Source organism: Caballeronia sp. 11_S32, assembly GCF_056930355.1.
Genome location: NZ_JBXOWH010000004.1, coordinates 474451 through 497952, shown reverse-complemented (window position 1 = coordinate 497952; position 23502 = coordinate 474451). Strand labels below are relative to the sequence as shown.

Here is a 23502-nt window from a genome sequence, read left to right as displayed (position 1 = left end):
GGAGGAACCGCCATGCAGGACACCCCGGAAGAGACAGCGCAGCAGACGGTCGTCGCGGTGCGGCCCAAAGCGGAGATCGCGACGGTTCAGCGTCTGCCCTATTTCATCGGGCTGTCGGCGGCCACGGCGGGGGCGCGCGGCCTGTCGATGCATCTCGTCGTCGTGCCGCCCGGTGGACACGGCGAGCCGCATGTTCACGTAGGCTACGAGACCGGCCTCTACGTGCTGGAAGGGCGCGTCGAAACGCGTTACGGGCCGGGACTGACGGAATCGGTCGTGAGCGAGCCCGGCGACTTTCTGTTCATTCCGCCGGGCGTGCCGCATCAGCCGTTCAATCTGAGCGCGACGGAGCCGGCGCGCGCCGTGGTCGCGCGCAACGACGCGAACGAGGCGGAGCGCGTCGTGCCCTACGATCCGCTGGAAGCGTCAGCGCCCTAGAAGCCGGAAGCGCCCATGCCGGGAAGATCGACGTAGCCGGTGTCCGCAAAGCGCGCGCCGCCGAACGCGCCGCCCGCGAGCTTGCCGCGCACCGCGTACGAGACCTTATTGACGGTATCGCCGCTCGCGAAGCCGAACGCCTGGCGCGCGATCGACAACGCCGACACCGTCACCGGCACGGACAGCACGATCTCGCCGAAGCGCGGCACGGAGCCGCGCTGATCGCTCACGCCGCTGCCGAACGCGTGGCCGTTCAGGTCGAGATCGAGCGCGACGCCGTCGAAGTCGATCGGCGCGTCGTTCGGATTCTGCACACGCAGCTTCACCGCGAAGCGCAATTCGAGGCCCTGCCCTTCGAGCGGCTCGATGCCCGCGACGCTCACGCGCATCGCATCGCGGTTGAAGAACCCCGCGCAGCCATCGAGCGCCAGCATCGCGGGCAAGGCGGCAGAGAGAAGAACGAAGCGAAGAACAAAGCGGCGGCGCGTGTGATTCGATTGCATGAGAACGTGACTCCCCGGATGGCGTGCTAGATGCGCAGCGCGTTCAGCAGCATGCGGCCATAGACATGATGAAACCAGACATCGTCGATAACGAAAAGCGCCGCGCCCCACGCAGCCGCCACGATGATCAGATCGCAACGTCCGCTCCTCCACAGATTGAGCGAATGACGCGCGACGATCCACGGCACGCCGAGCGGATTCGGCCAGTCCGCGAAGAGATGCATGAGCCCGCCGCACGCGAAGCCGAACGCGATGGGCGCCGCCGGATGGCGCCCGAGAAAATGATACGAAAGCGCGAGCAGCGCAGCCCAGCCGACGCCCCAATGCGTGAGCGTGCGATGCGTGATCCAGAGCTTGCGCGCGCGCGTCCACCACGCGACTTCGAGCCAGTCGGGCGCGGTCGCGCCGACGACGCCCGCGAAGAGCGCGAGCACGCCCGAGAGCATGTCCGGGCCCGCCGCGCTGACCGGATGCGTCACGACGGCCGCCGCGATGATGCCCGCCGCCCATCCGGTCGCGTGATGCGCCTTGCTCGATGCCATGAAGAAGCCTGCCTTGTCGCCTTGCCTGGAAAGCGCGCAATGTTCGCACGGCGCCGGCAATGAGGGCCGGGCTGATACATAAACTTACGGAATTGCGCGGGCCGAAACACGCTTGTGATCACATCGGCGGCGAGGCGGCGCCGCGTTGTCTAAAATGATTGCTAGATTGCTGCGCAATTAACGCTGCGGACGCCGCCCGACGCGCCCCACGCCCGCCTGCGCATTCAGGCATTGAACGTATTTATCGAATCCGGCCGTCATGCAACACCTGAAATACCTGAGCGCTTACCCGAACACGCTACAGGACAAGGTGCGCCGACTGATCGCCCAGCAACAGTTGGGCGCGTATCTCGACGCGCGCTATCCGAACAAACACGCGGTGCAGTCCGACCGCGCGCTTTACGCATATTGCTCAGACCTGAAGCAGGAATTCCTGCGCGTCGCGCCCGCGATCGACAAGGTCTTCTACGACAGCAAGCTCGACGTGCTGCGTCACGCACTCGGCCTGCACACCGCGATCTCGCGTGTGCAGGGCGCGAAGCTCAAGGCGAAGAAGGAAATCCGCATCGCCTCGCTATTCAGGGACACCGCGCCCGAGTTTCTTCGGATGATCGTCGTGCACGAGCTCGCGCATCTGAAGGAAAGCGATCACAACAAGGCGTTCTATCGTCTCTGTGAGCTGATGCAGCCGGGCTACCATCAGATCGAATTCGACTTGCGGCTTTATCTCACGCATCGCGATCTGCTTCGCACGAAGGCGGCGTGAGCGTCGCTGCATTGCATCACAAGGACCAGGCGAGCGCCGCCGCGTAACCGGCAGGCGCGGCGAGTGCGATCGCATCGAACGCGCCCGCGCTCTCTGTGACCGCGTAGCGAACGCCGTCGCGCGGCAGCACCGAAAAGCCTGTCATCGAGATCGCGCCGCCGCCGATGCCGTCGCCGTGCGCTTTCAGCACCGCTTCCTTGGCCGTCCAGCAGTCGAAGAATGCGCCGCTTCGCGCAGCATCGCTGGGCATCGCGTCGATCGCGCGGCGGTCGGCATCAGCCAGCACGGCCGGCGCCAGTTCGCGCCAGCGGAATGCCGCCGGCGCTTCCTCGATATCGGCGCCCACGCGCCTTCCCCGCGATACCGCGATCAACCCATGCGCGCCCGAATGCGATACGTTGAAATCCGGCGCGTCCGGATGCGCGAGGAAGGGCCTGCCCTTCTCGCCGGCGTCGAGCACGAGACTCGCGGCATCGGCGCCCGTCTCGGCCGCGAGCACATAGCGCAGCGCGCAACGCACGGTCGCGAAGCGCGCGGCATCCGCGTGACGCAGAAAGCGCGCCGCCCGCGCGCGCTCGCTCGCGTGCATCACCGCGAAATACGCGCCGTCGAGCGGCGCGGTCAGATCGATAGGAACCAGCCACACGCGCACGTCATGGGGCGCAGCGGCGGGAAGCGGCATCGGCGTAACGTCGAGGGGAATCGTTGCTTCGGTCATTTGGGTGCGTACTGCGCCTCGCCGTTGCCGAAGGACCAGTTTTCCTTCTTCACTTCGACGAGGCTGATGAACACGTCCTCGCGCCGCAGTTTCAGGCGCTCGTGCAGGCCATCGGCGACGGCCTTGTAGAACGCGCTTTTCTTCGCGAGATCGCGGCCTTCGTTGAGCGTGACCTGGATCACGACGCAATCGTCGGTGCGGCTGATGCCGAGATACGTCCGGTCGATGATGAAATCCGTCGCGCCATGCTCCGCGACGATCTGGAAGCGATCGTTCTCGGGCACGTCGAGCGTCGCGCGCATCGCGTCGTACACCACGTCGCCGATGGCCGCGCGATATGCGCCGTCCTTGCCCTTCTGCAAATCGATTCGAACGAGCGGCATCAGATTCTCCTCGTGGATGGTTTCAGCGATGGTCCGGATGCGCCAACAATTCCGGCACGCCCGCGCGATCGACGTACACGACCGCGTTCTGCTCGAACTCCGTCAACAGCGCATCGGCGGTATCGGGCGTCGCGCCGAGCACGAAGAGGCTCGCTTCGGCCACCCAGATGTTCATCGGATCGATGCCTTCGCCGCGCAGCGCGCGCAGTCCCATTTGCCCGACGCGCTCGGTCAGCCTGCGCTGCCGCGCCGCGTTGTCCTCGGGTGCGAGCACATGGCCGAACGGATTGAACGCCGTGACGAACACCGCGCCCTCGACGCCGTGCCTCGCAAGCAACGATGCAACGTCGCCATTCGCGACGCCGATTTTCATGTCGATGTCCGGCTGGGCGTCGCGGCTGTCGATACGATAGATCGCCGCGCGATATGCATCGAGCGTCGCGGCGGACAGTTGATGCGTGCGCCCGAGCATGATCGGCTGGCCATGCGGCGTGGCGCGCGCGGCCTCGTCCCATTCGATGCGCCGGCGCGCGAGCGTCTCTTCGCTCACGCAGCCCTTCTGCGCGGCGAGATGCTCCAGCGCGTCCAGCCAGTGCGCGTAGTAGGTGTCGCCGTGGTCGGGATCGCCGGCGGCCTGCGCGTCCTTGATCGCCACGCTCAACGCATGCGCCCATTCCTTCCACGTGAACACGCCGCGCTCGTGCAACGCGAGCGTCATCGCGAAAGCCTGCGCCTGCCACGGCGCGCGAAACACCGGGCCGTCGTCGTCGAACGGCAATCCGGGCAACGCGGCGCGCAATTCGTGAAGCTTCGGTTCGTTCGAATTCATGTCACGCATGCGCCGCATCGAGATAAGGCTCCCAGCAATCCACGCAGACCGACGACGCCGTCGTGTCCGGTCCCCACAACGCCGTGGCATCGAAGCGCACGGTGTAGAGCCAGTGCGGATGTTCGCCGTGACCGAGCGCGTTTTCGTCGGGAAATACATGCGTGCCGCGCACCGCCACGATGCGCCCCAGCTTGCCCCGGCAATAGCGCGGCAGACGCGTGTGCGTTGGCGGATTCATCAGCTTCGTGCGGACTTCATCACCGACGGCAAAGCGCGCCGCCGATGTCGCCGGCCGCTCGACAGGCGAGCCGCGCAAGAGCGCCGCGGCCACGTCGGCTGCTTTCAGCACGCGCACGTTCGGCTTCGCGGCGGATTGCGCATGGCCGCCCGCGATTTCATCCGCGCTCGCCAGTCCTTTCGCGATGAGCAGCTTCTTCAAGCCCTCGAACCAGATTTCGTAGTAGGTGCTGTTGAGATATTGCGCGGGCGGCAGGCTTTCGCGCGCCGCGCGCGACGTGTCGATGTTCCATTGGCCCGTCGCGCCCATCGCGAGCGTGACGGCGAGCACGCGCCGCTCCCAGTCCGCATGAAAAGGCGAAGCGCCCGGCGTGTCGCAGGCATCGATTTCGATCGGGCCGAACGCCTGCATGCCGCCCATGTCGTGCGCCGCGTTCATGCCGATGCTCCCGCAGCCTGCGATGGCGCGAGCGCGACGCCCGTGCCGATCATCGAATCGCGGGTGACGAGATTCGCGAGCGCCGCTTCGTCGAGATGGTCCGTGCCGGCGGGACGCACCGGCACGACGAGATAGCGGACCTCGGCGGTCGAATCCCACACGCGCAGTTCGACGTGCGCCGGCAGCTCGACGCCGAACTCCTTCAGCACGCCGCGCGGATCGATCACCGCCCGCGAGCGATACGGCGCCGACTTGTACCAGACAGGCGGCAGCCCGAGCACCGACCACGGATAGCACGAGCACAGCGTGCAGACGACCATGTTATGTACGTCCTCCGTGTTCTCGAGCGCGACCATGTGCTCGCCTTGCCGTCCGCTGTAGCCGAGCGATGCGATGGCGGCGGTGGCGTCATCCAGGAGCCACGCACGATAGTCCGGGTCGCACCACGCCTTCGCGACGACGCGCGCGCCGTTGCGCGGCCCGACCTTGTGCTCGTACGTTTCAACGAACACATCGAGCGCTTGCGGATCGACATAGCCTTTCTCGACCAGAAGCGACTCGAGCGCGCGCACGCGCAGGTCCATCTCCGGCAACGCGCTGCCGGCGTGATCGTGATCGTGATGATGAGAATGATCGTGGCTCATGGAGAGACTCGCGATTGGCACAGACGTCACACGTTACCGGAGTGCGCGCGCGCGTGCAAACGCCGGCACGGGCCGCCTGCGCGCCGCCTATACTGGGATCAGCGTCTCATGCCAGGAGGATGCCATGACGCGCAAGTACATCGACTGCCGCGAATGCCCGAGCGATGTGAAGTGCAGCATCGTTCTGTCCGCCGACACCGAAGACGAGCTGATGGAAGCGGCCGTGCAGCACGCGGTCGCCGTGCATCAGCACACGGATTCGCCGGAACTGCGCTCGCAACTGAAGACCTTCTTCCACGAAGGCACGCCGCCGGACTGATCGCGCTTTTCCGGTTTTCAGCCGAGCTCGAAAGTCGTCACGCCGAATACATTCGCGAGCGGCACGTCCGGGGCCGCGCGCGTGTACATGCGCGCCGTCTCGAAGACGCTTTTCATGTCATGCTCGACGGCGAGCGCGACCGCCGCCGGATTGCTTTCCGGCACATCGAGAAACACTGGCTCGCCCGGCAGCACGGACACGAGCGCGCGATAAAGCGCGCGCGCGGCGGGCAGACCGTCGGCGAAGAGCGGGCCGATCTTGTGGCCCGTGCCGCAGCGCCGGATCACGGCGAGACCGCGCAGTGTGTCGCCGTCGAGCGCGACAAGTGCGCGCGCGTGCGCCTGCGGCAGCGACAGCCACGCGCGCAGAAACCCGGCGCGCTCGCAGGCGAACATCCGCGTGTCGTATTCGAGCAGACGCTCGAAGGGCACGCTTGCGGCGTCGGCAATCGTCACGCCGTCGACGACGTCTTCATCCGCGGACGCCACGCCCTCATAGCGCACATTGCGATACGCGAGCACGAAGCCGGATTTCCGATAGTTGGGCTGTTGCGCGAGCACGCCGTCGAGGCCGATGTTGCGTCCGTCGAGATAAGTCATGCCGCTGTTCCACAAGCGCATGCCAAAGCCCTTGCCGCGCCATTCGGGATGCACGATATAGAGCCCGATGAAGCCGAACGCATCGCCATATGCGACCGCCGAGATGCAGCCGATCGGCGCGCCGTCCCACGTGCCCACGAAAAAGCCGTGCGGGTCGGCGGACAAGAACGCGCGTGCATCGTCGAGGCCGGGGTTCCATCCTTCGGCAGCGGCCCAGTCGAGGGCCACGTCGACATCGGGTGGCGTCATGCGGCGCACGACGTAGCGTGAATCATCGGGCGCCGCGCCGGATGGACAAGGAATGGACGACATATGAAGCGCCTTGTCGAAACGAAGGTGCGATCAGTGTCGCGCGTTTTTGGTGCAGGGGAAAGATGCAGCGAGGGGTGAGTGCAACGGGGATGAGGCGAACAGCAGAAGAATATCGGGGCGACCGTGTGCCGTCCCGATCAGGGATACCCTTGACGCCGCTCGCTGCGGCTGAAGCTCTGGCGCGAGCGCCAGTCTTCCGAGCGCAGCACGTGCTCGCCGTCCTCGCGCGCTTCTTCCTCGGAATCGAAGCCTTCGTCGCTATAGGCAACGACCTTCATTCCGCCTCCCGCAGCCCGTTCGACGGTGATGCCCCAATGCCACCCGCCTTCCTGATTGAAGACGTGCAGCGTCGGTTTCGACGATGTGCTCAGATCCATATTTGCGACTCCTTCAGGCAGATGCCCGTAAGGTTTACCGGCCCCCATCCGATGAAACGCTGCTTGCTCAACGGCGTTCTATTGTTCGTGTCGATGCGTCCAGGCAGCCGATGCCACCCGCTATGAACAGCATACGCAAGGCGATGCTGCGTTGCAACAGAGGTTTCCCTTAGGCGTCGCGCGAATGGCACGGGCTTAACAAGAATTAACAAGAAAGTCCGCACTGTTACGCGTCGTTACGCGCGATATGGCGGCAGCGACGGCCGCGCGTCATGCCGGCGCCCGCTTCATTCGCCGTCCCAGTAACCGAGCGAGTCGCTGGCGCGAAACACCGCGCGCAGACCTTTCACGCCCGGCTCATCCGCGACGAGCACCGCTTGGCGGCCGGTATCGGGATACTCGACGACTTCGGGCGATTGCATCGTGCTGACCGCGAGGTAGCGCAGCGCCACGCTGCCGGTATTGACGATCTGATGCGCCGTTTCGGAATCGCCCGGCACGCAGGCGATGATATCGCCCGCGCGGATCGCATGCGTCTCGCCGCCGATGCGCACTTCGCCCTCGCCTTCGACGACGAAGAACATCTCCTCGTTCACCCGATGGTGATGAAACGGAAACGCGCGCTTGCCCGGTTCGAGCACGATGAGGCTGTAGCCGAGTTTCCTCGCGCCGATCATGCCGCCGATACGCGCGATGCGCGGTGCATAGCGTTCCGCGGCGGCGCCCGTCGGCGCGAATTCGGGTGGCAGCGGCTGCGGATTCAACGTGTCGAGATTGACGATGGGCGGTTTCATGTTCCGGTCAGGTGTGGATTCGTTGTCACACGCGTGTCACATGCGCTTCTTTTCGCGCGCTCTTCATCGAGCCATACGGCGATGCTTCGGCACGTCCATTGCGCATCGTCGTGCGGCAGATCGTGGCCAGCCCAAGGATGCACCGCGTGGGAAGCGCGCCATTGAGCTGCGATGCGCACGGAGCATACCGGATCGACGAGCCGGTCAGCCGCCGACGAAAGCAGCAGCACCGGACAGCGCGGCGCATCGCGTGATGCGCGAAAGCGCGCCGCCGCCGCGAGTTGCCGCAGCGCGTTCGCCGCGCCCGCGCCGTGCGTGCGCCGCAGCCGCGCCCATTGCGCGATGTCCGCGTCGCGCGTGTCGCCGCGATTGCACGTCAGCCGATGTATCAGTGTTTCGCATCGTTCGGGCCGCGGCCAGTTCATCGCAATACGAGCAAGCATTGGCCATGCCGCGGGCCGCAGACGTTCGTGCATGCGCGCGAACGGACGCATGCTCGTATTGATGAGCACGAGCCGCTCGATTTCGCCGGCATGATGCTGCGCCCACGCGGTGGCAACCATTGCGCCGAGCGACATTGCGAGCACGCGGCACGGCAGGCGCACATTCAGCGCGGCGGCGTGCGCGCGCACGAAGTCCATCATCGCGATGACGGATTGCGGCGACGCATGCGCATGCTCGGCGCCGTTGCCCGGCAAGTCGATGCACACGGCCCGCTCATCCGCGCCGACAAGCCCATGCGCGGCGAGCGCCGCCTCGAACGCGCCCCAGTGGCGCGCTTCGCGTGTGAGGCCGCGCAATAGAATCCACTGGCTCATGGCGCGCCCGTGCGCTGCCAATGCTCGCGCGCGCGCCGCAGCACTTCCTCGCGGAATTCGCCGCTTGGGAGCCAGCGGCGCGAAGAGAAAGCGGCGCGCGTCAGGAAATCGAAGAAGTTCGGATGCCGTCGCAGCACGCGGCGCGTGCGATGCGCCTTGATCGGATTGAAGATGCCGAGGCGCGAGAACAGCTGCATCGGATTCTTGCGAATCCAGCGCCATGAGCCGAGCTCGAGCGTCATCGGCAGAAAGATATTGGGCGCGCGCGAGCGGTCGTATGCGAAGTCCCACAGGTCGCCGTGCAACAGATATTGATGGCTCTGCGGCTCGAACGCGTAGCCATGATGCGGATACGATTCCTCGAACATCGTCTTCAGCAGAAACATTTCGGGCAAATGCGCCATTTGCCGGTCGGTGCCCGCGTACGGAAACCAGATGCTGTCGTCCCAGCCGAAGCCCGAATGACAGTCGAGCGCGAAGCTGAGCGGCCGCGACATCAGTTGCTCTTCGACCACCGAAAGCAGCGCCGCGCTCTCCACTTCCATGCGGCCGTCGACGTGCCCGCGATACCACGGCAGCCACGGCCCGATACGCTGCCCGCCCGCGAGAAACGGCACGCGTCCTTCGGCGCTTTGCGGCGCGTTGCGCATCAGATCGACGCCATTCGGATTCGCGCGGGTGCGCGCGAACATGCCGCCGGGATTCACGATCGGCATGAAGATGAGACGAATCGCGCGCAACTGCTGATGCAGCGTGTCGTCCCATTCGAGGCGGCGCAACAGCGCGCGCATATATTCGAGCACGAGTTGCGTGCCGATGCATTCGAGGCCGTGTACGCCGCCAAAAAAGCCGATCGCAGGCGCTCGAGGATCTTCACAGCCGATCGATGCGGTCAGCAGCGGAAACGCATGCTTGCGCGCGCGCACTTCGCCAATGGTGTGCCACGCGAAACGCGCCCCGCCCGCAACGCGGATCGCGTTTAGTTCGTCCATTTCCGGGAAACTGCTGGTGACGGCAACGTCCGACGTGCTCATGACTGCGGCCTGTTTGTCGTGTGCTTGTTTTTGTTCGCGATATCAGGCCGTGGTTCTTTGCTTCGCTGCGTTCAATGAAAACGCGCCGGCATGTCCCGCCCGAAAAAAACGAGTATAGGGCGGATGGCTGGCACGCGACATCGAATATCGCGCCGCGCAGCCGAGGCATGCGGTATGCGGCACACGAACGAAAGGTCTTCTGCCCTTTTTCGTTCCGTCACCTAGAATCAAATGACCGTGCTACGCGGTGTGAGGTACTCGTCATGACATCCATCCCACGTTTCATTCTCGGCGCGCTGACGTTGTGCTGCGCCGCATCCGCGCTCGCGCAACCGCAGCTTCAGACGAGCGATCCGAACGCGCCCAAAACGCGCGCGCAGGTCAAGCAGGAATTCCTGCTATGGCGCGCGGCGGGCTACGATCCCAACGACTGGCTGAACTATCCCGAGAACGCGCAGCGCGCGAGCCGCATCGTCGCGCAGCGGCAGGCGAGCGGCGACACCAGCGTTCACTGAGCCGGCGATTCGTCAGGCGGACTCCTTGCGCGGTTTGTCGCCGCGCAGGATACGCCGCGCGATGCTCCAGCGATGCACTTCCGAGGGGCCGTCGTAGATACGGAATGCGCGCATGTCCGCGAAAATCCGCGCGACGACCGTTTCACGCGTGACGCCCTGCCCGCCGAGCACCTGCACGGAACGATCGACGACGCGCCACAGCGCCTCCGACGACACCACTTTCGCGACGCTCGATTCGTGCTTGCCGAGCACGCCCTGATCGAGCACCCACGCGCAGTGCCAGATGGCGAGGCGCGTCACGTGCAGGTCCATTTCATTGTCCGCGAGCATGAAGCCGACGCCTTCGTGCTCTCCCAGCGCACGGCCGAACGCCTGGCGTTGCCGTGCGTGCGCCGTCGCGACATCGTGCGCGCGCCGCGCGGCGCCGAGCCAGCGCATGCAGTGCGTGAGACGCGCGGGCGATAGCCGCACTTGCGCATAGCGAAAACCTTCGCCCGGCTCGCCCAGCACGTTTTCCTTCGGCACGCGCAGACCCTCGAAGCGCACGACGCCATGGCCACCGGGAAAGCATGTGTCGAGCGAATCCATCGCGCGCTCGATCACGATGCCGGGGCTCGACATGTCGGCGAGGAACATCGTCGCCGGGCCGTCGGCGAACTTCGCCATGATGATCGCGACCGCCGCGCCTTCCGCGCCCGTGATGAACCACTTGCGGCCGTCGATCACGTAGTCGTCGCCGTCCTGCACCGCAAGGGTCTGCAGCATCGCGGGATCGGCGCCCGCGCCCGGCGGCGGCTCGGTCATGCAGAAGCATGAGCGGATCGCGCCCGCCGCGAGCGGACGCAGCCAGCGCTCCTTCTGCTGCGGCGTGGCGATGGCTTCGAGCAGATGCATGTTGCCTTCGTCGGGCGCGGCGATGTTGAGCGCGACCGGCCCGAGCGGCGAATAGCCCGCTTCCTCGAACAGAATGGCTTTCGCTACGTGGTTCAGCCCGAGGCCGCCGAACTCCGGCGATACATGGCTCGACAGCAGCCCCGCCTTGCGGCCCTTCGCGATCAGGTCGGCGCGCAGCGACTCGTTCGGGCCATGCGGCGTGCAGCGCGGATCGCGCTCGAGCGGCACGATTTCTTCGGCGATGAAAGCGCGCACGCGCGCCTGCAGATCGGTCAACTCCGGCGAAAGCGAAAAGTCCATCGGCAATCCTCCAAGGAAACGAGCGGTCGAAGCCAAGCTTAACCGCGCGGGCGCACCGCGCGCCAGAGGCTTTGCCCTCGCGGGCTCATTCGTCGCTCATTCATCGCTCATTCATCGTATTCGGTGTATTTGCGCGCGTCGCCCTTCACCTTGTGAGCCGGATACTTCGAACGGTTCAACGCCATCTTTTCGATCAGCGCGCGATGCAGATCGACGTCGAGGGAATCCGCGAGCATCACGAGATAGGCGAGCACGTCCGCCATTTCGTGGCGGATGGCTCGCAGCTTCGTGTCGTCCAGCTCGGTCTTGTCGCCGGTGGCGAGCCACGTGAACGGTTCGAGCAACTCGCTCGCCTCGACGGAAAGCGCCGCCGCCAGATTCTTCGGCGAATGAAAGCGGCTCCAGTCGCGCTCGCGAACGAACTCGCGCAGCAGGTTGCGCATCTCGATGAGCTCGCTGCCGCTCTTCTGCTGGTTTTCCTGTTCCATTCGCTTCCTCTGATGTTTCGTTGCGTGCGTTGCATAGCTTAGCGCGGTGGGCACCGTATTGCCGCCTGTTCGCTTGATCTACACCTTCGCTTATCCCAGTTTCGGCAGGTTTGGATACGAACATGTCCGAAACTCGCTTCTAGCTCCACTTAATTCGCGCAAATCGGACAGATTTTCTCGTTCCCAGTAAACCTCTTGCGATTCCTATCTACGACTCATAGAATCGCAGTTAAGCGATGGCGACGACAATCGCCCGTCGAGCGAATCCAACATCGAATTCTCAAGGAGCATCGAAATGTCCCAGCGCATTCTCGTAGTCGGAGCCGGCTTCGCCGGCATGTGGAGCGCCCTTTCCGCCGCGCGGCTCATCGACCAGCACGGCAGGACGGATATCGAAGTCGTGCTGATCGCGCCGGAGCCGCATTTGCACGTGCGTCCGCGTCTCTATGAAGAAAATGCCGCGGGCATGAAGGCGCCGCTGCTGGACATCTTCGCGTCCACGGGCGTCAGGTTCATTCAGGGCACGGTGGAGCGCATCGATGTCGAGCGCAATCAGGTCGACCTGCTGGGCGCCGACGGCTCGCCATCGAAGCTGAACTACGACCGTCTCGTTCTGGCTACCGGCAGCCGCCTGTTCCGTCCGCAGATTCCGGGACTCGCGCAACACACGTTCAGCGTCGATCAGGTCGACGAAGCGGCCGCGCTCGAAGCGCACATCAAGCAACTCGCGACGCAACCCGATACACCCGCGCGCAACACGGTCGTCGTCGCGGGCGGCGGGTTCACGGGTATCGAAACGGCTGCGGAAATGCCCGCGCGGCTGCGCGCGGCGCTTGGCGAAGATGCGGATGTGCGCGTGATCATCGTCGAGCGCGACACGGAGATCGGGCCGGACCTCGGCGCGGGCCCGCGTCCGGTCATCGTAGAGGCGCTCGAATCACTCGGCGTGCAGTGGCGGCTCGGTTCGGCCGTGGCATCGGTCGATGCGAACGGACTCACGACATCGGACGGCGAGCGCATCGAAGCGAGCACGGTGATCTGGACCGCCGGCGTGCGCGCGAGCGCGCTGACGGCGCAGATTCCCGCCGAGCGCGATGCACTGGGCCGCCTGCACGTGGATCGCAATCTGCGCGTGCTGGGCGTGGACACGGTCTACGCGACGGGCGATGTCGCCTACGCCGCCACCGACGACGAAGGCAACCACGCGCTGATGTCCTGCCAGCACGCGATGAACCTCGGCCGCTCGGCGGGTCACAACGTCGCGGCGGACATGCTGGGCGAAGCGCCCATTCCGTACAGTCAGCCGAAATACGTGACGTGTCTCGATCTGGGACCGTGGGGCGCGGTCTATACGGAAGGCTGGGAGCGTGAGGTGAAGATGTCGGGCGCGCAGGCGAAGGCACTGAAGACGCGCATCAACACCGAGTGGATCTATCCGCCGAGCGCGGAGCGGGCCGAAGCGTTCGCGGCCGCGGACCCGCTGCGTATCGTCGTCGCGTGATGCAGGCTCAGCCGGCGGGATAGATGCAGCGACTTGCATTTGAAACTGGCCGTGCTTGCAATCCATGCGATCTTCCTGCTCGCAACAACTGCACCTGACCGAGGACCGCGCTCGTATGTGGCGCGTCGGGTGTGGTTACAGCCGTGGACGCGCAGCTAAAAGCCGTTCCCACTTTGATGGCGGTAAAGCTACATACGTCGAGTCATCACCGCCATCGCCAATTGAAAACAACACGGATTCCCCCTCGTAGTCAGACCACGTAATCGTTGGCACTGGCGTTACGAACGTGTGTTGCGCTAACAGTTCTCCGCTCCTGGCATCGAAGACCCGACCAACATATTTCGCATTACCTCGCCCGAACCATTTCAGCATGCAAAGCTCGGCTCTGTAGAGGCCATCCGGAGATGACGAACCTCGACAGTCTGTACCGCGTGGAGTGTGGTTGAACAGGGCGAAATAAAACACGCCAACGACCGACACAAGTAGTGCGCCGCGCCTAAAAGCCAGCCTCATAAATACAGCGGGATTGGTGGAAAAATTGGAACGAAGCGGCGATCTGAGAAGATAATAAAATCTCCTCCGCGTCGATGCCTGGTCGACCACGCACGAAAGTCGCTGTTATGTATTGGATAGTATGTTTCACCCTTGATGGCCGGATTTCCGACGGTGATCGGTGAGTCTACATAGGGGATGCCAGAAGAGAAAGATGCAATCTGATCAAGCGGAATGACGATGATGCCATTGCTGCTCCAATGCCCGAGGTACTGTGAGCGCTCGCCTTGCTGATCAGTGAATGTGTAGTTGTCTTTCACGTACACCCACACGCCTGTCACCTCTGTTTTCGTTCGAGAGCTATAGCTGAAAGTATCGTGGAAAAACCTGACGCTTCCGATAGCGGCATAAGGTTGAACGATCCGAGTGCAGCGGATAGATCATCGGGGACACCGAAACGCTCGACATCTGCCGTCAATTGAGTCGCTATCTTTTCGCTGAAAGTCCCATCAACGTCGACACGTTGAAACTGAAAAAGTTTGTGCAATTCTTTTGGGTCTTCTCCACAAATATCGGTTGTAAAAATATCGTCCCTGTCCTTATAGAGAACCAGTTTATCGTAGAGCACTTTGCGGGCTGCAGGTGATCGGACAGCTTCGCTTATCAAGTAGTCAAACTTTTCCTTGGCGCGTGCGGACTTCAACACCCAATCTAGCTTGATTGTGGTTGTGTCATACATCTCAGGAGGATAGGGCTTTCCTTCCTGATTGATTTCCGCTTTTTCGTCTGCAGGAGTCGGTGAGTAATTCAGCCGTCCTGCAAACCATCGATCCATCAGCTTTGCTCCGATCGGCATCATTTCCTTGCGCATCGCGCCGGGGATTTCTTGAATATCGAACGGTGGCACTGTCTTTGCAGGCTTCGTTAGCTGAGGCGCTTTGGGTGGCTTGGGGGGATCGGGCGTGTTCAGCCACGTCTTGAAGCGGGAAAAGGCGTCTACTGCTTTCCCTATGTCATCCAACATCTTGACCGCCGGGTCAGGCTTTGGTTGCCTGGGAGCTCGCGTGGATTTCACTACGGATGCCCGTGAATATGGGAGCGCAGGCGGCGCCTTGTCCATCGAAAGCGTGGCTTCATGCACGATGCGTGCACCATCTTTCTTGCTCCAGCGCAACAATAGTTTATTTATTTTGTAGTACGAATGATCCATAGACCAGTATCTCTGTACTCCGACAAACGATGCTTTGTTGGATACCGACTATACCGGATTTCATCGGACAATCTGCAATTCGTATGTTGATTGGATACACACCGTTTTTACCGCGACCAGCACTCGACTTGCCCCTCGTGGAAATGGAATACAAGCACCGTTGCAGATATCCGAGCACGCGTGTCCCGTCAGTTGCAGTTGCTCCGAGCAGGAAATCGCATCGATCGCAGGCTCAGCCGGCGGGATAGAGCCCGAGCGTGCGGGCGTGCAGGCGCGCGAGTCCAAGCAGGGCATCGGTGAACGGAGTGGACACGCCGGTCATCGCGCCCAGCTCGCGCACCGAAGCGACGAGCGCATCGAGTTCGACCGCCTTGCCCGCCTGAACGTCCTGCAGCATCGATGTCTTCATCGCGCCGAGCTTGAGCGTCACGGCGTGACGGTCTTCCGGGTCCTGCTCGATAGGAATGCCGAAGCGCGCGCCGATTTCCTTCGCCTCCAGCATCACGCCGGTCACGAAGCCGCGCACGAGATCGTCGCTCAGGATGCGGTCGGTGGTTGCGCCGGTGATCGCGCTGATGGGGTTCATCGTCATGTTGCCCCACAGCTTGAACCAGACGTCGCGTTGAATCTGCCGGGAGAGCGTGGCGTCGAAGCCCGCCTTCGCGAAGAGCGATACGAGCGATTCGGTGCGTGCGGTCGGTGCGCCCGTCGCTTCGCCGAGAATGAGGCCCTTGCCCTGATGATGGCGAATGACGCCCGGCGCCTCGACGAAGCAACTCGCGTGCACGACGCAGCCCACCGTCTGCGCGCCCGGAATCGCGTCGGCTATCGCGCCGTGCGGATCGACCGACGAAAGGCGCTTGCCCGTGAAGGGCTCGCCGAGGCCGTCGCAGAACCACCAGGGGACGCCGTTCATCGCGGTCAGCACGGTCGTGTCGCCGGAAAGAAGCGGCGCGATATGCGCGGCGACCGATTCCATCGCGGGTGCCTTCACCGCCACGACGACGAGGTCCTGCGCGCCGAGGTCCGCGGGCTCCGCGCTCGCGGCGACCTTCACGGTATGTGCCGCATCCTTCTCGACGAGCTTCAGCCCTTCCTTCTTCAGTGCATCGAGCGTGGCGCCGCGTGCCACCACGCTCACATCGCAGCCCGCCTGCGCGAGCTTCACGCCGATCCATCCGCCGATGGCGCCCGCGCCATATACGCATACTTTCATCGTCCCGGTCCTCGCTCGTGGCAATCATCCGATCGCCATTGTAAGAGCGGGATGCGAGACGTGCCGCAAAATCAATGCGCGATGCCCGTGGCGATTTTCGCGACCGTCAGCAGCGTCAACCCAAATGCGCCCGCGAGCATCACGGCGATGACGGGCAACAGCGGCAGCTTCACCTGCGCGAAATCCGCGTTGTGCGACGCACGCTTGCGCACGCCGAAAAAGCTCCACAGCACGATGCGCATCATCTTCAAGAGTTCCATGACCGGCTCCTTCTCAGACCCGAATTGATCTTCCACGCGGTCATGATGAGCGTCGAGCCGCATGAAAAACAGCAGCAGTTGCGAGGTATTCGGCGGCAGCAGAATGGCGTTCGATCCGGCGCTGCTACCCTCGAATTGATTGCAACTGCTGCTTGTCGCGATGCCGCCCCGCCCTCTATCGTTGGTTCTCTCTCCGATAAGCCGCCGCATCCATGTACCGATACACCGAGTTCGACAAATCATTCGTGAAGAGCCGCGCCGCGCAGTTCCGCGACCAGCTCGAGCGCTGGCAGGATGGCCGCCTGAGTGAAGACGCATTTCGTCCGCTGCGCCTGCAGAACGGCTGGTATGTGCAGCGTCATGCGCCGATGCTGCGCGTGGCCGTGCCCTATGGCGAACTGTCGAGCGCGCAGTTGCGGGTGCTCGCGCGCATCGCGCGTGAATACGACGATCCGGATCCCGAGATCTATCGCGCGGCGAGCATCGCGCAAGGCAAGCTCGGCACCGCTCGCCTGCCGACACATTGCGCGCACTTCACCACGCGCACCAACGTTCAATTCAACTGGATTCCGCTCGACAAATCCGCAGACGTGATGGACCTGCTCGCGGCCGTCGACATGCACGGCATCCAGACGAGCGGTAATTGCATCCGCAACATCTCCTGCGATGAACGCGCGGGTGTCGCGCCCGACGAAGTGGCCGATCCGCGCCCCTTCGCGGAAATCATGCGGCAGTGGACGACGCTGCATCCCGAGTTCGCGTTCCTGCCGCGCAAGTTCAAGATTGCTATCACGGGTGCGAGCGAAGATCGCGCGGCGACCGCATGGCACGACGTCGGCCTGCAACTCGTGCGCGACGAACAGGGAGAACTCGGCTTTCGCGTGAGCGCGGGCGGCGGCATGGGACGCACGCCCGTGATCGCCACGCCGATGCGCGAGTTCCTGCCGTGGCAGCACATCATGAATTACATCGAGGCAATCGTGCGCGTGTACAACCGCTACGGCCGCCGCGACAACAAGTACAAGGCGCGCATCAAGATTCTGATGAAGGCCGAAGGCCAGCGCTATATCGACGACGTGAACGAGGAATTCCGGCAGATCGTCGAGCATGACGGCGCACCGCATCTCATCACCGAGGAGGAACTGGCGCGCGTGAGCGCGTCGTTCGTGCCGCCTGCGTTGAATGCCCGCCATGCGGCACCCGATGCAGCCGATGCCCATGCCCACCCGCTCTTCGCGCGCTGGCTGCAACGCAATGTCGCGCAACACAAGGACCCCGCGCTGCGCATCGTGACGCTGTCGTTCAAGCGTCTGCTGCAATCGCCGGGCGATGCGACCGGCGATCAGCTCGACATCATCGCGGATCTCGCCGACCGGTTCTCGGCGGGCGAAGCGCGCGTCACGCACACGCAGAATGTCGTGCTCCCGTGGGTGCGCGCAAGCGAGCTCTTCGCGCTATGGCAAGCCGCGCGCGAAGCGGGCTTCGCGAGCGCGAACGTGCAGCTTCTCACCGACATGATCGCGTGCCCCGGCGGCGACTTCTGCGCGCTTGCGAATGCGCGTTCGCTGCCGATCGCGCAGGCGATCACCGAGCGCTATCAGGATCTCGACGAGCTCGACGATATCGGCGAAATCGATTTGCATATCAGCGGCTGCATCAACTCGTGCGGCCATCATCACAGCGGGCATATCGGCGTGCTCGGCGTCGACAAGGACGGACGCGAGTGGTATCAGATCACGCTCGGCGGATCGGATGGCAGCGCGGCGAGCGGCGCGCCGCAGCCGGGCAAGGTGATCGGGCCATCGTTCAGCGCGGCCGAAGTGGCCGATGTGATCGAGGCGATCCTGACGACGTATCGCGACACGCGCGAGCGCGATGAGCGTTTCATCGAAACCGTGCGGCGTGTGGGACTCGATCCGTTCAAGGCCGCGGCCCATGCAGCCCGCATGAATGATGAGGTGACGGCATGAATGGCGTACAACGCATGCGCATTCTCACGCAGCAGGATCACGATGCTGACAAGACCGAACACGTCGCAAGCCTTGCGAACGACGACGATCCGCTCACGCTGAAGGACCGATTGGCCGGGCTCGATCGTATCGATCTGCACTTTCCGCATTTCACCGATGGCCGCGCTTATAGCCAGGCTTATCTGCTTCGTAAGAGATTCGGCTTCAAAGGCGATTTGCGCGCGACGGGCGATGTGTTGATCGATCAGCTCGTGCAGATGGAACGGACGGGGTTCTCGAGCGTGGTGCTCAACGAAGGGGCCGACCCCGCGGATGCCGAACGACAGTTCGCGCGTTTCGCGGGCTACTATCAGGATGATCTGACTGTGCAGTAAGCGCGCATTCGAACGGATATAAGCGCGCTTCGACGTCTTTCAAGAGCCGCCTCGCGAAAATAAATAGCACTGGAAACATAGCTCTCCGGTATTGAAACGATAGCCTTCGCACCTACCTTGGATGCACAGGCAGCGATAACAACCGCGCTGTCGTTTCAACTTTCCTGCTGCCGGCCTTCGGGCCGCACTATCGGAGACTGCACCATGAGTGACTTCTATTTTGGCGGCGATGTTTTCTCGGAGCTGGACCGCATGCAACGGCACATGTCCTCGCTCTTCGGCAATCTTCCTTCCAGCATTCGTTCGAGCCGCACGGATGCGTTTCCTCAACTGAATATCGGCAGCACGGACGATGCCATTCATATCGTCGCGTTCGCGCCGGGCGTCGAGCCTGCTTCGCTCGATGTGACCGTCGACAAGGGCACGCTCACCATCAGCGGCGAGCGCCGCGCGCAAGCCAGCGTCGAAGGCGCGCGCACTTATGCGAAAGAGCGCTTCACCGGCAGTTTCCGCCGCGTGATCGAGCTGCCGCAGAACGCGGATACCGACAAGGTCGAAGCGCGCTATGAGAACGGCACGCTGTCCATCACCATCGGCAAGCGCGAAGCGTCGAAGCCCCGCGCGATCACCATTCAGTAAGAGGAAGCCCATCATGACCGAGAACACGCAAGTCACCCCGCAAGACACGAACGAAGTGGCGCGCAAGAACGAAGACACGGTGCGCCGCGCGACCGTGACGCCCGCCGTCGATATCGTCGAGGATAGCCACGGCATCACGCTGTGGGCCGACCTTCCCGGCGTGCCGCGCGAGAAGCTCGACGTGAAGGTGCACGATGCGCGCCTCACCATCGAAGCCGAAGCGGAATTGCCGGTGCAAGGCGCGGTGCGCGTGCATCACGCCGAACTGCGCGCACCGCGTTTCGCGCGCGCTTTCACGGTGAGCGATGATTTCGACACCACGAAGATCGATGCGAATCTCACGAACGGCGTGCTCAAGCTCACGATTCCGCGTCGCGAGGAAGCGCGTCCGCGCCGCGTCGAAGTGCGCGCGGGTTGAGCGCCCGAAGCAGCCATCACTTTTCATTCGAACGGCCGCGATCTTTTCGCGGCCGTTTTTCTTTTGCGCCGCACGCCCGCCACTATAATCGTCGGCGGCGGCGCATGCCGCCCACACTCATAAACTCATAGAAAGAAGGGACTATCGTGAAGAGGCTGTTGACGGTGTTGTTGGGTTCGATGCTGGCCGTATCGGTTGGAGCGCATGCAAAAGAATGGTCGACCATCCGCTTCGGCGTCGATGCGAGTTATCCGCCTTTCGAATCGAAAGCACCCGACGGCACGCTGGTCGGCTTCGATATCGATGTCGGCAACGAATTGTGCCGGCGCCTCGAAGCGAAATGCGTGTGGGTCGAGAACGCATTCGACGGCATGATTCCGGGCCTCAAGTCGCGCAAGTTCGACGGCGTCCTCTCCACGATGTCGATGACCCCGGCGCGCGTCAAGCAGATCGCCTTCTCCAGCAAGCTCTTCCACGTGCCCACGCGCCTCGTCGCGAAGCGCGATTCGAACATCCAGCCGACGGCGGAATCCCTCGCGGGCAAGACGGTCGGCGTCGAGCAGGGTTCGATGCAGGAAACCTATGCGAAGGTGCACTGGGGCGCGAAGGGCGTGAAGGTCGTGTCCTACGCGGATCAGGACCAGGTCTATGCGGACCTTCTGGCCGGCCGCCTCGATGCGTCGCTGCAAAACGCCGTGCAGGCGGAACGCGGCTTTCTGGAAACGCCGCGCGGCAAGCCCTACGGCTTCGCGGGTGGCGCGCTGGAAGACAGCGCGATCTTCGGCCCCGGCACGGCGATCGGCTTGCGCAAGGAAGACACCGACCTGAAGGAAAAACTCGACGGCGCCATCGCCGCGATGATCAAGGACGGCACCTACAAGCGCATCGAGAAGAAGTACTTCGACTTCGATATCTACGGCGAGTAATCCAGTCATGACCCAGCCCGCGCACGACCAATCCAATGTGCACCGCGCAGCCGCCGAAGGTTATACGGCCAACGCGGAAAGCTACGTGCGCGGGCGGCCGGACTATCCGCCCGAACTGGCGGGCTGGCTCGCAGATGCGCTCGGGCTCGCGCCTGGTGCGAGCGTCGTCGATCTCGGCGCGGGCACAGGCAAGTTCACGCCGCGCCTCGTGCAAACGGGCGCCCGCGTCATCGCGATCGAGCCGGTCGACTCCATGCGCGCGAAGCTCGCCGCCGCGCTGCCCGAGGTGCAGGCGCTCGCGGGCAGCGCGCAATCGATGCCGCTTGCCGATGCATCGGTCGATGCGGTCGTGTGCGCGCAGTCGTTTCACTGGTTCGCCAATCGCGCGGCGCTCGACGAGATTCATCGCGTGTTGAAGCCGGGCGGCAAGCTCGGCCTCGTGTGGAATCTGCGCGATGCGCGCGTACCGTGGGTCGCAAAGCTCGACGCCATCGTCAACCGGTACGAAGGCGATACGCCGCGCTATTACAACGGCGCCTGGCGCAAGGCGTTTGCGCATGAAGGCTTCGGCCCGCTCGTCGAAACGCATTTCTCGTTCGGCCATACGGGCTCGCCGGAAGACGTCATCGTGCATCGCGTGCGCTCCACGAGCTTCATCGCGTCATTGCCCGAAGCCGCGCGCGCCGGCATCGATGCGGCTGTGCTCGCGCTGATCGATGCAGAGCCTGCGCTGAGCGGCAAGCATGAAGTAACCGTACCTTACGAAACGGCGGCGTTCGTCGCAGCGCGCCGATAACCATCGGTGCATCGGTGTATCGGTGCATCGGGACGTTTCGGCACGCAATCGGGCAGCGCGCCCGAGCCGACAGTAGAATGAACATGGCCCCGGCATTCCTTTGCGCCGAAGGCCCGGTCAGGACAACGGCCCTGCTTCAAAAGAGGCCGCGCACGAATGGAGATTTGATCCGCACGATGTGATTCTTTCTCGCGAGGAGAGTCCATGAAGGTGCTCGCCGTTCATCCCAGCGGCCTGATGTACACCCGCGTATTCCTCCGACTCGAGCCGCTCGGGCTCGAAACCGTGGCGGCAGCCGTGCGTCAGGCCGGTCACGATGTCCGCCTCATCGACCTGCAAGTCGAAACCCACCACGACCTTCACCGGCTCGTGCACACATGGCGCCCCGACGCGCTCTGCTTCTCCGGCAACTATCTCGCCAACATTCCCGAAATCATCGATCTCGCCAAGGCCGTGAAGACGCGCTTGCCGCAGTGCTTCATCTTCGTCGGCGGGCACAGCGCTTCGTTTACCGCGAGCGACGTGTTGCGTCACGCGCAAGGCGCGATCGATTGCGTGCTGAAGGGCGAAGGCGAGGCATCGGTGAACGCGCTGCTGCATGCCGTTGCGACGAAGAGCGATCTGCTCGCAGTGCCGGGCGCGGTGACGAGCGACGGCTCTGGACCGCCGCCGCATTTCGTCGAAAGCCTCGACGATATCCTTCCCGCGCGCGATCTCCTGCGGCATCGCCGTAAATATTTCATCGGCACGCTGGACCCTTGCGCGTCGATCGAGTTCGCACGCGGCTGCCCGTGGGATTGCACGTTCTGCAGCGCATGGACGTTCTATGGCCGCAGCTATCGCTCGCGCAGCCCGGAGGTCATCGCCCACGAGCTCGCGTCGATCCGCGAGCCGGGCGTGTTCATCGTCGATGACGTCGCGTTCGTGCATGCGGAGCACGGCATGGAGATCGGCCGCGCGATCGAGCGGCGCGGCATCCGCAAGCAGTATTACCTCGAAACGCGCGGCGACGTGCTCCTGCGCAACAAGGACGTCTTCCGTTTTTGGCGCACGCTCGGCTTGCAGTACATGTTCATCGGCATGGAAGCGCTCGACGCGGAAGGACTGAAAGCATTTCGCAAGCGAATCACGGTCGACAAGAACTTCGAGGCGCTGGCGTTCGCGCGCTCGCTCGGCATTACCGTGGCGATCAATCTGATCGCCGATCCCGACTGGGACCGCCAGCGCTTCGAGACCGTGCGCCAATGGTGCCTGGAGATTCCGGAGATCGTGAATATCAGCGTGAACACGCCCTATCCCGGCACGGAAATCTGGCTGCGTGAAGAGCGGCGTCTCACGAGTCTCGACTACCGCCTCTACGACATCCAGCACGCGGTGTTGCCCACGCGCCTGCCGCTGCCCGAGTTCTATGCGGAGCTCGTGCGCACGCAGCAAGTGCTCAATCGCAAGCACATGGGCTGGGCCGCGTTGCGCGGCGCGGCCGGCCGGGCCATGCATTTGCTCATGCATGGGCAGACGAATTTCATCCGCATGCTGTGGCGCTTCGATTCCGTGTTCGACCCGCGCCTGCAACTGGGCGATCACGCGCGCGAGGTCCGTTACGCGATGACGCCGCCGCCCGCGCCCGATGCATCCGCGGACGTCAAGGCCGTCTATGTGCATGGGCCTGCGGGACGCAAGTCGCGCCGCATCGACGATGCGACCGAGAAGTTCGTCGACGAAACGAGAATGGGCGCGGGTTAGCGCCTCAA

Annotated in this window: 28 protein-coding genes and 1 pseudogene; 12 read left to right on the top strand and 17 right to left on the bottom strand. The window is 63.7% G+C overall.

The genetic code is table 11. The features are described from left to right. Positions 1-12: 12 nt before the first annotated feature. Positions 13-438 (top strand): cupin domain-containing protein, encoded by a 426-nt coding sequence (locus AC1Z32_RS28365; RefSeq protein ID WP_483482160.1) that lies wholly within the window; start codon positions 13-15, stop codon positions 436-438. Here AC1Z32_RS28365 and AC1Z32_RS28360 read toward each other — a convergent pair. Both AC1Z32_RS28360 and AC1Z32_RS28355 read right to left on the bottom strand, forming a co-directional pair. Next, the gene (locus AC1Z32_RS28360; RefSeq protein WP_483482159.1) at positions 435-941 is read right to left on the bottom strand and encodes an LEA/WHy family protein; all 507 of its coding nucleotides are present in this window, start codon (positions 939-941) and stop codon (positions 435-437) included. The genes AC1Z32_RS28365 and AC1Z32_RS28360 overlap by 4 nt on opposite strands. Before the next feature lie 26 nt (positions 942-967). Beyond that, a complete protein-coding gene (locus tag AC1Z32_RS28355) occupies positions 968-1483 on the bottom strand; it encodes a metal-dependent hydrolase (protein ID WP_483482158.1) in 516 nt (171 codons plus the stop codon). Between the two features lie 259 nt (positions 1484-1742). On the opposite strand from AC1Z32_RS28355, the gene AC1Z32_RS28350 reads away from it, so the two are divergent. After that, positions 1743-2249 (top strand): M48 metallopeptidase family protein, encoded by a 507-nt coding sequence (locus AC1Z32_RS28350; protein WP_483482157.1) that lies wholly within the window; start codon positions 1743-1745, stop codon positions 2247-2249. 16 nt (positions 2250-2265) lie between these two features. Here AC1Z32_RS28350 and AC1Z32_RS28345 read toward each other — a convergent pair whose 3' ends face one another. Genes AC1Z32_RS28345 through nthA form a run of 5 tightly spaced genes read right to left on the bottom strand, consistent with a single transcriptional unit; the run spans position 2266 to position 5499 of the window. Next, positions 2266-2967: a 4'-phosphopantetheinyl transferase family protein gene (locus tag AC1Z32_RS28345; RefSeq protein ID WP_483482156.1), complete on the bottom strand. Its 702-nt coding sequence runs from the start codon at positions 2965-2967 to the stop codon at positions 2266-2268. Next, positions 2964-3350: a tautomerase family protein gene (locus AC1Z32_RS28340; protein ID WP_062604224.1), complete on the bottom strand. Its 387-nt coding sequence runs from the start codon at positions 3348-3350 to the stop codon at positions 2964-2966. Before AC1Z32_RS28340 ends, AC1Z32_RS28345 begins: the two co-directional genes overlap by 4 nt. Before the next feature lie 22 nt (positions 3351-3372). Continuing rightward, on the bottom strand, positions 3373-4179 hold the full coding sequence (locus AC1Z32_RS28335) for a nitrile hydratase accessory protein (RefSeq protein ID WP_483482155.1): 807 nt from the start codon (positions 4177-4179) through the stop codon (positions 3373-3375). Between the two features lies 1 nt (position 4180). Next, entirely contained in the window at positions 4181-4855 is a 675-nt protein-coding gene (nthB, locus tag AC1Z32_RS28330) for a nitrile hydratase subunit beta (RefSeq protein ID WP_483482154.1), read from the bottom strand. Further along, on the bottom strand, positions 4852-5499 hold the full coding sequence (gene nthA, locus AC1Z32_RS28325) for a nitrile hydratase subunit alpha (protein ID WP_483482153.1): 648 nt from the start codon (positions 5497-5499) through the stop codon (positions 4852-4854). Before nthA ends, nthB begins: the two co-directional genes overlap by 4 nt. 124 nt (positions 5500-5623) lie before the next feature. Between nthA and AC1Z32_RS28320 the strand changes: the two genes are divergently transcribed. Next, entirely contained in the window at positions 5624-5818 is a 195-nt protein-coding gene (locus AC1Z32_RS28320; protein ID WP_483482152.1) for a DUF1059 domain-containing protein, read from the top strand. A gap of 17 nt (positions 5819-5835) precedes the next feature. On the opposite strand, the gene AC1Z32_RS28315 is transcribed toward AC1Z32_RS28320, so the two are convergent. From AC1Z32_RS28315 to AC1Z32_RS28295, 5 genes are all read right to left on the bottom strand, one after another. Beyond that, positions 5836-6666, bottom strand: a complete 831-nt coding sequence (locus tag AC1Z32_RS28315) for a GNAT family N-acetyltransferase (protein ID WP_483483335.1) — start codon at positions 6664-6666, stop codon at positions 5836-5838. A 200-nt stretch (positions 6667-6866) separates the two neighbouring features. Next, positions 6867-7106 carry a hypothetical protein gene (locus tag AC1Z32_RS28310; protein ID WP_483482151.1) on the bottom strand — a complete coding sequence of 80 codons (240 nt, stop codon included), beginning with the start codon at positions 7104-7106 and terminating at the stop codon, positions 6867-6869. 287 nt (positions 7107-7393) lie between these two features. Next, a complete protein-coding gene (locus tag AC1Z32_RS28305) occupies positions 7394-7900 on the bottom strand; it encodes a cupin domain-containing protein (RefSeq protein WP_483482150.1) in 507 nt (168 codons plus the stop codon). Next, positions 7897-8718 (bottom strand): alpha/beta fold hydrolase, encoded by an 822-nt coding sequence (locus AC1Z32_RS28300; RefSeq protein ID WP_483482149.1) that lies wholly within the window; start codon positions 8716-8718, stop codon positions 7897-7899. Before AC1Z32_RS28300 ends, AC1Z32_RS28305 begins: the two co-directional genes overlap by 4 nt. Next, complete coding sequence (locus AC1Z32_RS28295; protein WP_483482148.1) at positions 8715-9752, bottom strand: M14 family zinc carboxypeptidase; 1038 nt, start codon at positions 9750-9752, stop codon at positions 8715-8717. Before AC1Z32_RS28295 ends, AC1Z32_RS28300 begins: the two co-directional genes overlap by 4 nt. Positions 9753-10015: 263 nt before the next feature. Between AC1Z32_RS28295 and AC1Z32_RS28290 the strand changes: the two genes are divergently transcribed. After that, positions 10016-10267, top strand: a complete 252-nt coding sequence (locus AC1Z32_RS28290) for a DUF4148 domain-containing protein (RefSeq protein WP_483482147.1) — start codon at positions 10016-10018, stop codon at positions 10265-10267. A gap of 12 nt (positions 10268-10279) precedes the next feature. On the opposite strand, the gene AC1Z32_RS28285 is transcribed toward AC1Z32_RS28290, so the two are convergent. Next, entirely contained in the window at positions 10280-11461 is a 1182-nt protein-coding gene (locus AC1Z32_RS28285; RefSeq protein WP_483482146.1) for an acyl-CoA dehydrogenase family protein, read from the bottom strand. 107 nt (positions 11462-11568) lie between these two features. After that, a complete protein-coding gene (locus AC1Z32_RS28280; protein ID WP_483482145.1) occupies positions 11569-11949 on the bottom strand; it encodes a nucleotide pyrophosphohydrolase in 381 nt (126 codons plus the stop codon). 295 nt (positions 11950-12244) lie between these two features. Here AC1Z32_RS28280 and AC1Z32_RS28275 point away from each other — a divergent pair, with 295 nt between their 5' ends. After that, entirely contained in the window at positions 12245-13450 is a 1206-nt protein-coding gene (locus AC1Z32_RS28275) for an NAD(P)/FAD-dependent oxidoreductase (protein WP_483482144.1), read from the top strand. A 509-nt stretch (positions 13451-13959) separates the two neighbouring features. Here the strand turns inward: AC1Z32_RS28275 and AC1Z32_RS28270 are convergent. The 3 genes and pseudogenes from AC1Z32_RS28270 to AC1Z32_RS28260 form a co-directional block, all read right to left on the bottom strand. After that, a pseudogene (locus AC1Z32_RS28270) lies at positions 13960-14798 on the bottom strand (DUF6402 family protein). Between the two features lie 586 nt (positions 14799-15384). Beyond that, positions 15385-16368 (bottom strand): 2-dehydropantoate 2-reductase, encoded by a 984-nt coding sequence (locus AC1Z32_RS28265; protein ID WP_483482143.1) that lies wholly within the window; start codon positions 16366-16368, stop codon positions 15385-15387. Positions 16369-16439: 71 nt separating this feature from the next. Continuing rightward, positions 16440-16628, bottom strand: coding sequence for a DUF2970 domain-containing protein (locus AC1Z32_RS28260; RefSeq protein ID WP_483482142.1), 189 nt, complete (start codon positions 16626-16628; stop codon positions 16440-16442). Positions 16629-16840: 212 nt separating this feature from the next. On the opposite strand from AC1Z32_RS28260, the gene AC1Z32_RS28255 reads away from it, so the two are divergent. From AC1Z32_RS28255 to hpnR, 7 genes are all read left to right on the top strand, one after another. Further along, positions 16841-18598, top strand: a complete 1758-nt coding sequence (locus AC1Z32_RS28255) for a nitrite/sulfite reductase (protein WP_483482141.1) — start codon at positions 16841-16843, stop codon at positions 18596-18598. After that, the gene (locus AC1Z32_RS28250; RefSeq protein WP_483482140.1) at positions 18595-18972 is read left to right on the top strand and encodes a DUF934 domain-containing protein; all 378 of its coding nucleotides are present in this window, start codon (positions 18595-18597) and stop codon (positions 18970-18972) included. Before AC1Z32_RS28255 ends, AC1Z32_RS28250 begins: the two co-directional genes overlap by 4 nt. Before the next feature lie 204 nt (positions 18973-19176). Further along, positions 19177-19611: an Hsp20/alpha crystallin family protein gene (locus AC1Z32_RS28245; protein WP_483482139.1), complete on the top strand. Its 435-nt coding sequence runs from the start codon at positions 19177-19179 to the stop codon at positions 19609-19611. Between the two features lie 13 nt (positions 19612-19624). Further along, positions 19625-20029, top strand: coding sequence for an Hsp20/alpha crystallin family protein (locus AC1Z32_RS28240; RefSeq protein WP_483482138.1), 405 nt, complete (start codon positions 19625-19627; stop codon positions 20027-20029). A gap of 146 nt (positions 20030-20175) precedes the next feature. Continuing rightward, positions 20176-20955 carry an ABC transporter substrate-binding protein gene (locus tag AC1Z32_RS28235; RefSeq protein WP_062603920.1) on the top strand — a complete coding sequence of 260 codons (780 nt, stop codon included), beginning with the start codon at positions 20176-20178 and terminating at the stop codon, positions 20953-20955. Positions 20956-20962: 7 nt separating this feature from the next. Beyond that, on the top strand, positions 20963-21751 hold the full coding sequence (locus AC1Z32_RS28230; protein ID WP_483482137.1) for a class I SAM-dependent methyltransferase: 789 nt from the start codon (positions 20963-20965) through the stop codon (positions 21749-21751). Positions 21752-21955: 204 nt separating this feature from the next. Next, positions 21956-23494 (top strand): hopanoid C-3 methylase HpnR, encoded by a 1539-nt coding sequence (hpnR, locus tag AC1Z32_RS28225; RefSeq protein WP_483482136.1) that lies wholly within the window; start codon positions 21956-21958, stop codon positions 23492-23494. Positions 23495-23502 lie beyond the last annotated feature (8 nt).

What these genes read in the sequence shown, in the direction of transcription:
- AC1Z32_RS28365 (WP_483482160.1), top strand. Translation starts at nt 13, where the DNA reads ATGCAGGACACCCCGGAAGAGACAGCGCAGCAGACGGTCGTCGCGGTG.
- AC1Z32_RS28360 (WP_483482159.1), bottom strand. Translation starts at nt 941, where the DNA reads ATGCAATCGAATCACACGCGCCGCCGCTTTGTTCTTCGCTTCGTTCTT.
- AC1Z32_RS28355 (WP_483482158.1), bottom strand. Translation starts at nt 1,483, where the DNA reads ATGGCATCGAGCAAGGCGCATCACGCGACCGGATGGGCGGCGGGCATC.
- AC1Z32_RS28350 (WP_483482157.1), top strand. Translation starts at nt 1,743, where the DNA reads ATGCAACACCTGAAATACCTGAGCGCTTACCCGAACACGCTACAGGAC.
- AC1Z32_RS28345 (WP_483482156.1), bottom strand. Translation starts at nt 2,967, where the DNA reads ATGACCGAAGCAACGATTCCCCTCGACGTTACGCCGATGCCGCTTCCC.
- AC1Z32_RS28340 (WP_062604224.1), bottom strand. Translation starts at nt 3,350, where the DNA reads ATGCCGCTCGTTCGAATCGATTTGCAGAAGGGCAAGGACGGCGCATAT.
- AC1Z32_RS28335 (WP_483482155.1), bottom strand. Translation starts at nt 4,179, where the DNA reads ATGAATTCGAACGAACCGAAGCTTCACGAATTGCGCGCCGCGTTGCCC.
- nthB (WP_483482154.1), bottom strand. Translation starts at nt 4,855, where the DNA reads ATGAACGCGGCGCACGACATGGGCGGCATGCAGGCGTTCGGCCCGATC.
- nthA (WP_483482153.1), bottom strand. Translation starts at nt 5,499, where the DNA reads ATGAGCCACGATCATTCTCATCATCACGATCACGATCACGCCGGCAGC.
- AC1Z32_RS28320 (WP_483482152.1), top strand. Translation starts at nt 5,624, where the DNA reads ATGACGCGCAAGTACATCGACTGCCGCGAATGCCCGAGCGATGTGAAG.
- AC1Z32_RS28315 (WP_483483335.1), bottom strand. Translation starts at nt 6,666, where the DNA reads ATGACGCCACCCGATGTCGACGTGGCCCTCGACTGGGCCGCTGCCGAA.
- AC1Z32_RS28310 (WP_483482151.1), bottom strand. Translation starts at nt 7,106, where the DNA reads ATGGATCTGAGCACATCGTCGAAACCGACGCTGCACGTCTTCAATCAG.
- AC1Z32_RS28305 (WP_483482150.1), bottom strand. Translation starts at nt 7,900, where the DNA reads ATGAAACCGCCCATCGTCAATCTCGACACGTTGAATCCGCAGCCGCTG.
- AC1Z32_RS28300 (WP_483482149.1), bottom strand. Translation starts at nt 8,718, where the DNA reads ATGAGCCAGTGGATTCTATTGCGCGGCCTCACACGCGAAGCGCGCCAC.
- AC1Z32_RS28295 (WP_483482148.1), bottom strand. Translation starts at nt 9,752, where the DNA reads ATGAGCACGTCGGACGTTGCCGTCACCAGCAGTTTCCCGGAAATGGAC.
- AC1Z32_RS28290 (WP_483482147.1), top strand. Translation starts at nt 10,016, where the DNA reads ATGACATCCATCCCACGTTTCATTCTCGGCGCGCTGACGTTGTGCTGC.
- AC1Z32_RS28285 (WP_483482146.1), bottom strand. Translation starts at nt 11,461, where the DNA reads ATGGACTTTTCGCTTTCGCCGGAGTTGACCGATCTGCAGGCGCGCGTG.
- AC1Z32_RS28280 (WP_483482145.1), bottom strand. Translation starts at nt 11,949, where the DNA reads ATGGAACAGGAAAACCAGCAGAAGAGCGGCAGCGAGCTCATCGAGATG.
- AC1Z32_RS28275 (WP_483482144.1), top strand. Translation starts at nt 12,245, where the DNA reads ATGTCCCAGCGCATTCTCGTAGTCGGAGCCGGCTTCGCCGGCATGTGG.
- AC1Z32_RS28265 (WP_483482143.1), bottom strand. Translation starts at nt 16,368, where the DNA reads ATGAAAGTATGCGTATATGGCGCGGGCGCCATCGGCGGATGGATCGGC.
- AC1Z32_RS28260 (WP_483482142.1), bottom strand. Translation starts at nt 16,628, where the DNA reads ATGGAACTCTTGAAGATGATGCGCATCGTGCTGTGGAGCTTTTTCGGC.
- AC1Z32_RS28255 (WP_483482141.1), top strand. Translation starts at nt 16,841, where the DNA reads ATGTACCGATACACCGAGTTCGACAAATCATTCGTGAAGAGCCGCGCC.
- AC1Z32_RS28250 (WP_483482140.1), top strand. Translation starts at nt 18,595, where the DNA reads ATGAATGGCGTACAACGCATGCGCATTCTCACGCAGCAGGATCACGAT.
- AC1Z32_RS28245 (WP_483482139.1), top strand. Translation starts at nt 19,177, where the DNA reads ATGAGTGACTTCTATTTTGGCGGCGATGTTTTCTCGGAGCTGGACCGC.
- AC1Z32_RS28240 (WP_483482138.1), top strand. Translation starts at nt 19,625, where the DNA reads ATGACCGAGAACACGCAAGTCACCCCGCAAGACACGAACGAAGTGGCG.
- AC1Z32_RS28230 (WP_483482137.1), top strand. Translation starts at nt 20,963, where the DNA reads ATGACCCAGCCCGCGCACGACCAATCCAATGTGCACCGCGCAGCCGCC.
- hpnR (WP_483482136.1), top strand. Translation starts at nt 21,956, where the DNA reads ATGAAGGTGCTCGCCGTTCATCCCAGCGGCCTGATGTACACCCGCGTA.